This is a genomic window from Enteractinococcus helveticum, assembly GCF_020742345.1.
GTDB lineage: Bacteria > Actinomycetota > Actinomycetes > Actinomycetales > Micrococcaceae > Yaniella > Yaniella helvetica_A.
Genome location: NZ_DYXC01000007.1, coordinates 17,830 through 27,833 on the forward strand (window position 1 = coordinate 17,830; position 10,004 = coordinate 27,833).

At 57.0% G+C, this 10,004-nt stretch carries 8 protein-coding genes and 1 riboswitch; of the genes, 2 read left to right on the plus strand and 6 right to left on the minus strand.

Translation table 11 applies throughout. The features are described from left to right. The first annotated feature begins 71 nt into the window (after positions 1 to 71). Entirely contained in the window at positions 72 to 1,412 is a 1,341-nt protein-coding gene (locus K8V32_RS00500; RefSeq protein ID WP_303901262.1) for a glutamine synthetase family protein, read from the plus strand. Beyond that, a complete protein-coding gene (locus K8V32_RS00505) occupies positions 1,409 to 4,489 on the plus strand; it encodes a bifunctional [glutamine synthetase] adenylyltransferase/[glutamine synthetase]-adenylyl-L-tyrosine phosphorylase (RefSeq protein WP_303901264.1) in 3,081 nt (1,026 codons plus the stop codon). Before K8V32_RS00500 ends, K8V32_RS00505 begins: the two co-directional genes overlap by 4 nt. A gap of 2 nt (positions 4,490 to 4,491) precedes the next feature. On the opposite strand, the gene K8V32_RS00510 is transcribed toward K8V32_RS00505, so the two are convergent. The 6 genes from K8V32_RS00510 to K8V32_RS00535 form a co-directional block, all read right to left on the minus strand. Beyond that, positions 4,492 to 5,481, minus strand: a complete 990-nt coding sequence (locus tag K8V32_RS00510) for an LLM class flavin-dependent oxidoreductase (protein WP_303901266.1) — start codon at positions 5,479 to 5,481, stop codon at positions 4,492 to 4,494. 55 nt (positions 5,482 to 5,536) lie between these two features. Next, entirely contained in the window at positions 5,537 to 6,007 is a 471-nt protein-coding gene (gene ribH, locus K8V32_RS00515) for a 6,7-dimethyl-8-ribityllumazine synthase (protein ID WP_303901268.1), read from the minus strand. A 14-nt stretch (positions 6,008 to 6,021) separates the two neighbouring features. Further along, on the minus strand, positions 6,022 to 7,266 hold the full coding sequence (gene ribB, locus K8V32_RS00520; RefSeq protein ID WP_303901270.1) for a 3,4-dihydroxy-2-butanone-4-phosphate synthase: 1,245 nt from the start codon (positions 7,264 to 7,266) through the stop codon (positions 6,022 to 6,024). Beyond that, complete coding sequence (locus K8V32_RS00525) at positions 7,263 to 7,886, minus strand: riboflavin synthase (RefSeq protein ID WP_303901272.1); 624 nt, start codon at positions 7,884 to 7,886, stop codon at positions 7,263 to 7,265. The genes ribB and K8V32_RS00525 overlap by 4 nt, the downstream gene beginning before the upstream one ends. Further along, positions 7,886 to 8,944 carry a bifunctional diaminohydroxyphosphoribosylaminopyrimidine deaminase/5-amino-6-(5-phosphoribosylamino)uracil reductase RibD gene (gene ribD, locus K8V32_RS00530; RefSeq protein WP_303901274.1) on the minus strand — a complete coding sequence of 353 codons (1,059 nt, stop codon included), beginning with the start codon at positions 8,942 to 8,944 and terminating at the stop codon, positions 7,886 to 7,888. Before ribD ends, K8V32_RS00525 begins: the two co-directional genes overlap by 1 nt. 56 nt (positions 8,945 to 9,000) lie before the next feature. Then, positions 9,001 to 9,137: riboswitch (FMN riboswitch) on the minus strand. 77 nt (positions 9,138 to 9,214) lie between these two features. Continuing rightward, positions 9,215 to 9,979 carry a spermidine synthase gene (locus K8V32_RS00535; protein WP_303901276.1) on the minus strand — a complete coding sequence of 255 codons (765 nt, stop codon included), beginning with the start codon at positions 9,977 to 9,979 and terminating at the stop codon, positions 9,215 to 9,217. Positions 9,980 to 10,004: the final 25 nt, after the last annotated feature.

The following is a 10,004-nucleotide window of genomic DNA, read 5'->3' on the forward strand; positions in this document are numbered from 1 at the left end:
AGTCTAATGGCACATTGCTATTGTGGTAGGTGAACCCCAGTTTTTGACCGATCGGAAGAGATACCGCAGCCATGGATCGTCAGCAAGAATATGTTCTCCGCACCCTTGAGGACCGTGATGTGCGATTTATTCGTCTATGGTTCACCGATGTGGTTGGTGCACTCAAATCTGTGGCGCTAGCCCCAGCAGAAGTCGAATACGCATTCGCCGAGGGATTGGGCTTCGATGGATCCTCAGTCGAAGGATTTACCCGCATCTTCGAATCCGACATGCTCTTACAGCCTGATCCTACAACCTTCCAGATCCTGCCGTGGCGCGGGGACGAAGAACAAACCTCACGCATGTTCTGTGACGTCAGAATGCCTGACGGCGAACCCTCGATGGCCGATCCCCGCAATGTGTTACGTCGCACCTTGAACACAGCGGCAGACATGGGATTTAGCTGCTATCTGCACCCTGAAATAGAGTTCTATTTATTCAAAGCAGACCAATGGGATGATCAGGGCGCACCGGTACCAGTGGATCAGGCGGGTTATTTTGATCATGTCCCGGGCGGCGTTGCCCAGGATTTCCGGCGTGAAGCAGTTTCCATGCTGGAAGCCGTCGGCATTTCCGTGGAATTTTCCCATCACGAGGCGGGATCGGGACAGAACGAAATTGACCTCCGTGCGGCAGATGCCTTATCGACGGCAGACAACATCATGACTGCGCGCACAGTTATCAAAGAAGTCGCTACACTCCGCGATCTGCACGCTAGTTTTATGCCTAAACCGTTAGGCTCACAACCTGGTTCAGCGCTCCACACACACTTTTCGTTATTTGAATCCGATGCCAATGCCTTTCACGAGCCCGGCGCCGAGTACCAACTCTCCACGACTGCTCGGCGGTTCATTGCAGGAGTCTTAAGGCATTCAACGGAAATTACCGCGGTGACCCACCAGTTCGTGAACTCGTATAAACGCCTATGGGGTGGCAAAGAAGCACCATCGTATGTTTCTTGGGGACATAATAACCGTTCGGCCCTAGTGCGCATCCCACTGCACAAACCCAATAAGGCCGGCTCGGCCCGGATCGAATACCGAGGCATTGATGCCGCTTCCAACCCGTATCTGTCCTATGCGCTGATCATCTCGGCGGGCCTGAAAGGTATCCAGGAAGAATACGAACTCCCCGAGGCAGCAGACGAAGACATCGCAGGCTTGACCACGCGTGAACGCATGCTCATGGGACATGGTTCGCTGCCAACAACATTGCATGATGCACTCGGGGTGCTGGAGGAATCTGAATTCGTTGCCGATGTGCTGGGCGAAACGGTGTTCCAGTCTTTCTTGCGTGCCAAACGCGCCGAATGGGATGAGTATCGTGTCAACGTATCGCCCTTTGAGATTCGGCGGTACCTGGACGCCATATGAGTCAACCTGTGAGCCAACGAGCATTACTATCCGCTGGACTGCAAGATACCGCCCGCGCTGAATCCCTGCTGCAGTCCAAAGAACTTGCAGGCCTTGATCTTCAGGACGTGCTCAGACAGCTGGCCGTTGCCCCCGATTCGGATACCGCGCTGTTGCTGCTGATACGTCTTATCGAACGCGACCCCACAGTGGCTCAAATGGTGACCGACGACGCCGCCGGCCCGTTGCTCCGGCTCCTGGGGGCCTCTGAGGCACTCGGTGAGTTTCTCATTCGGCGCCCCGAGCACCTTGATATCTTCCGCGACCCGCAGGTGGAGTCGACCCCGGCCAGCGGGGGATTAGTAGATGTGCACGGCCACCGGGTTGACGGGGCAGAGATACTGCGAGCGCGACTGCTGGAATCGGTTGGCGCGGACCCACATGATCCGACCCCGATCTCCAATCTCACTGGGAAGGACGCCTCGGTAGCTCTGCGCGTTGAATACCGCCGTCAGCTTGTAGCTATTACCGTTGAGGATCTGATTGCCGAAGACCCGGTGGAAATACAACCAGTGGTGTCTGTGTGGTTATCTGATTTGGCTACCGCAACGCTGGAAGCGGCCCTAGCAGTATCACGTGCCGAGACGCTGGCCCGTCACGATAATGCTAACGACGTGGAATTGACGGTCATTGCGATGGGCAAATGTGGCGCCCGGGAATTGAATTACTTTTCCGATGTTGATGTACTTTTCGCCCACCATGTTCTGGAAGATTCTCAACTGACGCATCAGGACGCCACAGACATTGCCGTGGAGCTTGCAGCAGGCATATCAACGGTGGTCAATCAACCGGCTCGCGAACCTGCACTGTGGGAGATTGACACGAATCTTCGTCCGGAAGGTCAAGACGGTGTGTTATCTCGGACGATCTCCTCGCATCTGGAGTATTACCAACGCTGGGCCCACACCTGGGAGTTCCAAGCACTACTAAAAGCCCGACCTGTTGCCGGAAGCCTGAAGTTAGGGCAACGCTACCTGGAGACGTTGGGCCCATTGATATGGCAGGCTTCTACGCGTGAGGGGTTTGTTCGTCAAGTCCAGCGAATGCGTCACCGGGTGATCGACCACATTAGTCACGATCAACGCCAACGTGAGATTAAATTGGGGCCAGGGGGACTGCGCGACGTCGAGTTCCCGGCTCAACTCTTGCAACTAGTGCACGGCAAGACCGATCCTGAGCTGCGCGTTCGGGGCACGGAGGATGCGTTAGAGGCCCTGCAGGCTGGTAGTTACATTGGACCCAGTGATGCACAGGTAATGACCAATAACTATCGGTTCCTGCGGTTGATTGAGCATCGCGTGCAACTGGTCCAGCTGCGACGCACCCATATGATGCCCGATACCGAACCCGAATTACGGACGCTGTCTCGTTCGGTGCGCCCGATGGGTGGGAAATGGCCTAAGGACCACGAGCAGTTAGTCAAAGCCTGGCAGGCCACGGTGCGATCGAACCGGACCTTATTCGAACAAATTTTTTACCGTCCGCTGCTACCGTCGACTGCAGCATTGTCACCGGATGATGTTCGACTGACTCCCGAGGCCGCCACGGCGCGACTTGCAGCATTAGGGTATCGGGATCCACAGGGCGCCGTCCGCCACATCGAATCGTTGACTTCAGGGGTGTCTCGCCAAGCCAAACTCCAGCGTCAGATCCTGCCGGCCATGCTGGGTTGGCTTGCTTCGGGACCTGACCCCGACGGGGGGCTGTTAGGATTTCGCAAACTCAGTGAGTCTGTGGGCGGATCACACTGGTATTTGCACATGCTGCGTGACTCCTCAGCAGCCGGCGAACGTTTAGCCCATGTATTGTCCTCATCCCGATACATCGCTGATATGTTGGAACACACCCCACAGGCTGCCGCCTGGATGGATCGGGACCAGGATCTGATGCCGTTGAGTCTAGAAACCATCCAGACGGAGATGGCCGCACTAATCCAGCGCCACCCTCATTTGCCCGACGCGGCACGCTACGTACGAGTGGTGCGTCGTCGGGAAATCCTGCGCATTAGTTTGGCGGATGCTTGCGATTTGGTCGAACAACAACAGGTGTCTGAAGCGCTCGCAGCAGTCGATCAGGCAGCAGTCGAGGCGTTATTACAGTTGGTGGAGGATCATGTCGCCGAAAAGTGGGGCGGTGTTGGCCTACGTGCTGAAGTCGCTGTCATTGCGATGGGTCGACAGGGCGGATATGAGGCGGGGTATGGCTCTGATTTAGATGTGATGTTTGTGCATCAACCAGTCCACGACGTTGCCGTTGATGAGGCGAGCCGTTTTGCAGTGGACGTGGCTCAAGCGCTGATGAGCTTTATGAAGATGCCAATGCGACCGCCGATCGTATTAGAACCCGTATTGGAAATCGATGCGGACTTGCGGCCAGAAGGACGACGGGGCCCCCTGGTGCGGTCCTTGGACTCGTATCGCGCCTATTACGAACAGTGGGCTGATACCTGGGAGATTCAGGCTTTACTCAAAGCACGCTCGATCGCCGGTCCGCAGCACCTGCAAGATGCTTTCACGCAGTGGGCAGATTCGGTGCGGTACACACACGGGCTCAATGACAGTCAGGCCCAGGAGATTCGGCGGATGAAAGCCCGTGTTGAAGCGGAGCGTCTGCCCCGTGGTGCGGATCCGGCGCGACATCTGAAACTTGGCCGAGGTGGCCTTACGGATGTTGAATGGCTGACCCAAACCCTTCAGCTGCGACATGCCCCGGAGCATCCTGAGTTGCACACCACCAATACTCTTGAGGCGTTAGCAGCCGCACAGGAAGCGCAACTCGTCACAGCTGAGGATGCTGAGATCTTGATGCATGCGTGGAGTTTTGCCACCAGGATTCGCGCTGGCATTATCATCTCGACGGGCAAGGTGTCAGATGTATTGCCCACCAATCGTGAACAGTTAGAAGCACTGGCCCGCTGGACTGGGTATGATGCGGGCGAGGCGGGCGAATTTGAAGAGGACTACCTGCGCATTACCCGTCATGCCCGAGCGGTGTTCGAACGGGTATTTTATGGGGCACCCAGCCCGCGTACGGTCTGATTTTAGCGTTGGATGATGTGCTCAGATATCAGCTGCAGAGCTCGTCGGCGATCTTCTAATGGACCGGCCATATTGGTCACGATGACCTCATTGGCGTTCATCCGGGAGACGAAATCATCTAGCCAGTCCCGCACCACAGCAGGGGTTCCAACAGCCGTCATCTCCAGCATTTGCAGGACCTGCTGACCGGCAACGGAATGGACCAGCTGTTCGACGTCGTCGTCACTGAGCTGACGGCCTCGGCCTAGCATGCTACGAATGCGAGCTCGTTTGGCACGCTCCCACAGTTCTTCGGCCCGCTGCTGTGTGTCTGCGATGATCACATTGGCCGCAGCAATAAAGTACGGTTCGGCAAGGTCTTTGGAAGCAGTGAATTCGCTGCGATATAGGGCTGCGGCAGATTCCAGCATTTGCGGGGCAAAGTGCGAAGCGAAGCTGTAGCTCAGACCGAGCTGGGCGGCTAGCTGCGCTCCGAAATGCGATGAACCCAACAGGATCAGTGGCACATTGGTGCCGGTGCCCGGGTAGGCGTTGATACCTGGAATGCGGGACTCGCCTTTGAGATAGCTTTGCAGTTCTAATACGTCAGAGGGGAAGCGATCTGCTGATTGATTGGTGCGCCTCAGTGCCATGAGGGTTTTTTGGTCGGTGCCCGGGGCACGTCCTAAACCTAAGTCAATGCGGTCGCCGTAGAGCTCGTGGAGGGTGCCGAATTGTTCGGCGATCACCAGGGGAGCGTGGTTGGGTAGCATGATGCCGCCGGCTCCGAGTCGAATGTTGGTCGTATGTGCACCCATATGGGCCAGCAGGACCGAGGTGGCCGATGAAGCAATGGTCGCCATATTGTGGTGTTCAGCAAACCACAGTCGATGAAACCCAAGTTCATCAGCCAATACGGCCAGTTCCGTGGATTCTTTGAGCGATTCAGCAATCGGTTGGCCGTGGCGAACGGTTGCGAGATCGAGAATGGACACGGGGTAGGGTGCAGCCAAGGTACCTCCAGAGATTATTGATATCTAGAACGTACAGCACCAAGTGAGCCGGGAATTATTCCGTCAACTGGTTGACGGTCACCGCCAACTGCAGGGCCGCTTCGGCCGCCTCTTGGCCTTTAGATTCGTTGGAATCAGCCAGTCCGGCGCGATCCAGGGCTTGTGCGTCGTTGTCGACAGTGAGGATGCCAAAGCCCACCGGTTTGCCGGCATCAAGTTGAACTCGGGTCAGCCCGGAGGTCACTGCGTCGGAGACGAATTCAAAGTGTGGGGTTTCCCCACGAATGATGACCCCAAGACATACGGCGGCGTCATAGCCGTTGGCCAGGGCCACCTGGGCGGCCAGGGGGATTTCGAAAGATCCGGCAACGGTAATGACTTCATAGGTGGCGCCGGAGGATTCCAGGGTGGATTTTGCGCCATCGACCAGTCCGTTCATGACGGTGGTGTGCCATGATCCGGCGATGATGGCGACGTTGAGTCCTGTGGCGTCGACTGCAAGCTGGGGTGCGCCGTGTTTGGCCATGGTGGATGTGCTCCTTAAAGGTTTTGGGTGGGAATGACATGGTCAAGTTTGGTGGCCTTGGTAGCCAAATAGCCAAGATTTTCCGGGTGTTGGCCCACGACCAGCCCGATGCGTTCGGTGACGGTGATACCGTGGGCCTCCAGTTGGGTGACCTTATCGGGGTTATTGGTCATGAGTTTGATGTTGTGGATACCTAGGCTGTCCAAAATTTCTGCGGCGGCCGTGTAGCTGCGTGCATCGATGGGCAGCCCGAGGTGTTCATTGGCTTCGATGGTATCCAGGCCGGTGGATTGCAGCTGGTAGGCACGAATTTTGTTGCCCAAACCGATGCCTCGGCCTTCTTGGCCACGCAGGTAGATGACAATGCCGCCGTGGGTGCCAATGTGCTCCAGTGAAGCGTGTAGCTGGGCGCCGCATTCACATTTCTGGGAGCCAAAGGCTTCACCGGTCAGACACTCGGAGTGCACGCGCACCACCGTGGGGTCCGACGTTGCCAGGGTCGTTTCGGGACCAATCAGGGCTAGATGTTCGACGCCGGCCTTGCGGTCGCGATAGACCTTCATGGTTAGCTGTCCGAATTCGGTCGGCACCAGGGCCTCGGCGCGCTGGGAGACGTGGCGGTGGGTGGTTGTTTCTGGTGCAGTTTCGGGATGGTGTTCGTTGAGGTAGGCGATGAGGGCTTCGATTGTAATGACCGGAATGTTGTGGTTTGCGCCCATCTCGATCAGACCGGGCAGGCGCATCATATCGCCGTCATCGGCTACGATCTCTGCGATCACACCCACCGGGGCAAGTCCGGCCAGGTTCATCAGTTCGACGGCGGCCTCCGTGTGGCCGGGGCGCTGCCGGACGCCACCGGATACAGCGCGTAGCGGCAGAATGTGGCCGGGGCGGTTCAAATCGTTGGGCACGGTGTGTTCACCGGCCAAGAGGTTCACGGTGTGGGCGCGATCTGCGGCTGAGATCCCGGTGGTCACACCTTGGGCGGCGTCTACGGTCACGGTGTAGGCGGTTTGGCGCACGTCCTGGTTATTGGTTACCATCATCGGTAGCTCCAGTCGGTCGGCGATCTCATCCGACATCGGCGCGCATAATAGCCCTGAGGAATATTCGACCATAAAGGCGATGGTCTCGGTGCTGGCCAATTGGGCCGACAGGATCAGATCGCCTTCGTTTTCGCGGTCTTCGTCGTCGGCGACGATCACCGGTTGTCCTGCGGCGATGGCTGCGATAGCTGCATCAATGGTGTCGAGTTTCATTTTTCCTCATTGGTTTGGAACTGGATCATGCGGGCAATGTGACGGGCGAGTAGATCGGTTTCAAGGTTGACGACCGTGCCCACCTCAGCGATGCCCAGGGTGGTGGCTTCTAAGGTTTCAGGAATGAGAAAGATATCGAATGAATGTTCAACTGCGTCGGGTTCCGATACTTTCGCTACGGTTAGCGAGATACCGTTGACGGTAATGGAACCTTGATCGATCAAATACGGTGCCAGCTGCTTCGGCAGGCTAATACGCATGCGCGTCCACTTGTCATCTGGTTCAATTTCGATGACGCTGCCGATGGCTTCGACGTGGCCCTGTACAATGTGGCCACCAAACCGGTCGGTGGCCGCCATGGCCGGCTCGACATTGACTTCATCGCCCGCAGATTTGGTGCCTAGGGAAGTCAGATTTAGCGTTTGGACCATGACATCGGCGGTGAAGGTCTCATCGGTAAATTCGGTTACCGTGAGGCACACTCCGTCAATGGCGATGGAATCGCCGCGTGAAACCTTGGCGAGCACTTTGGGCGCACGAATGGTCATGGCCAGGGTATCTTTTGAGGTTTCGACGATATCGGTGATGGTACCTCGGGTCTGTATGATGCCGGTAAACACTAGTGTTCCTTCCGCAAGGTGGTAACAAGGTCGGTGTCCAGGCGATGGACTCCGTAAAAAGTGAAGTTCAAGCGCTCCTTGAGCGTGGAAATGCCCAAATCACCGATCGCGTGATACGGTCCACCCAGCACTGTTGGTGCGGTGTAGATCAGTAGCTTATCAACCAGCCCGGCGGCTAGCACCGAGGTAAGAAAACGTGGGCCGGCTTCTAAGAAAATGCGTGGGGCACAGCCCACCAGCTCGGTGAGCCGTGCGAAGTCTGCTGCCAAATCGGTGCCGGTATATTGCGGGACGCGTTCTATACCACGGTGGGACAACGCCGGATGTGCATGGACTTTGGCACCACCGTCTAGCGGGGCGGTCCCAAACACCACCGGCAGCGGCTGATCTTGTGCTGGCACCAGCAGATCACCGGCCGCATCGCGCGCAGTCAAACTTGGATTATCTGTTCTCACAGTGGCTGTGGTGGTAATAATGACGTCGGCCAAGGCTCGTTGGATATGAACGTGCCGGCGGGCCATGGCTGAGGTAATCCACTGGCTGGTGCCATCTGCGGCAGCCAGTCGACCGTCCAGGGACTGAGCCCATTTGGCGATGACCTGACCTCGTGACTGGTGAGTCGCAGCGTGCCACGGGGCGATGAGTTCTGCGGTGGCAGCCGATTCGATTCCCCCGATCACCTGACGTCCGTGAGCGAACAGTGTGGTTGCGCCACCGCTGGATTGTGCGCCGATATCGGGTTGACCATACACAATGGTGCCAATACCCGAGGCCAGCAGGGCCTGAGCACACGGTGGGGTTTTGCCGGTATGGTTGCAAGGCTCCAGGGTGACCACTGCGGTCAGTTCTGCCGGATCTAGTGCGGGATCGAGTTCGGTAAGCGCGACGATCTCAGCGTGATCGGTACCAGCCCCATTATGGAAACCTTCGGCCACGACGTCTCCGTCCGCATCCACGATCACGCAGCCCACCTGTGGGTTGGGGTCGTGTGCTGGGCCACGGTGAGCAAGGGTGATCGCATGCTGCATTGCCGTGGCAAGCTGGGGGTGCGATAACATCCGGCGTCGAACTCCTCTAGAAACAGGTGCGCCGGGAAATGCCGCTAGTCTGTAGCAGCGCGTTCCTCTCATCCGGACTAAAGCGTTTCGCTTATCACCGTCGGTACCAGAATTTCACTGGATCAGCCCCGCAGGTGCGGGGGTCGCGGACTTTAACCGCCGGTTCGGATTCTCACCGACCCCGGAACACAGGAACTACTGTACACAATGTGGATCACAATTGGCAGCACTGGGCTGTTGTATTCGTCATTTGGAGAAATCTGCAGGACATCAGACTGGATCGCCCGGTGCCAATACCCTTGCTGGGTACGGTCCTGCAGCCTCCAATTGCCGGCGCAGTGCTACAACGTCGGCGTCGTCAGTGGGCAATCCCGGACCGGCAGCCAACACAGCATTGCCGGCTAACCGTTGCTCAAGGGTCGAAGCATCTGCCAGGGTCCAGACACCACTGAGGCCAGCACTGACGGCCGCCCCATCCAAGATGTGTGATTGCTGATCAAAAAATGCCAGGCCATCGTCATCACCAATATTTACCAGTACTACTCCCTGTGACGTCAGATGTTGTAGCGTTTCGCAATAGAAATCCGCATCGCTAAGGTGCGCGGCGGAGTCCTTACCGGTGAAAATGTCAACGACGATCGCATCAAAATATGCGTGTTCTAGTTTGGAAAGTTGACTCCGGGCATCACCGGTGATCACGGTGAGATCTGTGCCTTTGGGCAGTGGTAGTTGGCTGGTGACCTGTCTTACCAGATCGGGGTTGAGCTCGATGACGGTCTGGTGAGAACCCGGACGCGTTGCCTGCCCGTAGCGGACCAGCGTGAGCGCACCAGCACCCAGATGTAGAAGTCGGATCGGTTTGCCTTCTGGCCAACACGAATCCAGAACATTGCCGATACGGCGAAGGTACTCGAATCGGATCAAACTGGGATCGTGCAGATCGACATGTGATTGAACTTCTCCATCGATCTCTAGCACCCAGCCGTCGTCATATCCAGAAGGCACGATTCGAATACGTTGGGAAAATTTACTCATCACGTCCTAGCGTAGCGGCAGGTAT

Bases quoted from the DNA above. Each gene is read 5' to 3' on its own strand.
- K8V32_RS00500 (WP_303901262.1), top strand. From the start codon at position 72: ATGGATCGTCAGCAAGAATATGTTCTCCGCACCCTTGAGGACCGTGAT.
- K8V32_RS00505 (WP_303901264.1), top strand. From the start codon at position 1,409: ATGAGTCAACCTGTGAGCCAACGAGCATTACTATCCGCTGGACTGCAA.
- K8V32_RS00535 (WP_303901276.1), bottom strand. From the start codon at position 9,979: ATGAGTAAATTTTCCCAACGTATTCGAATCGTGCCTTCTGGATATGAC.
- ribB (WP_303901270.1), bottom strand. From the start codon at position 7,266: ATGAAACTCGACACCATTGATGCAGCTATCGCAGCCATCGCCGCAGGA.
- ribD (WP_303901274.1), bottom strand. From the start codon at position 8,944: ATGTTATCGCACCCCCAGCTTGCCACGGCAATGCAGCATGCGATCACC.
- ribH (WP_303901268.1), bottom strand. From the start codon at position 6,007: ATGGCCAAACACGGCGCACCCCAGCTTGCAGTCGACGCCACAGGACTC.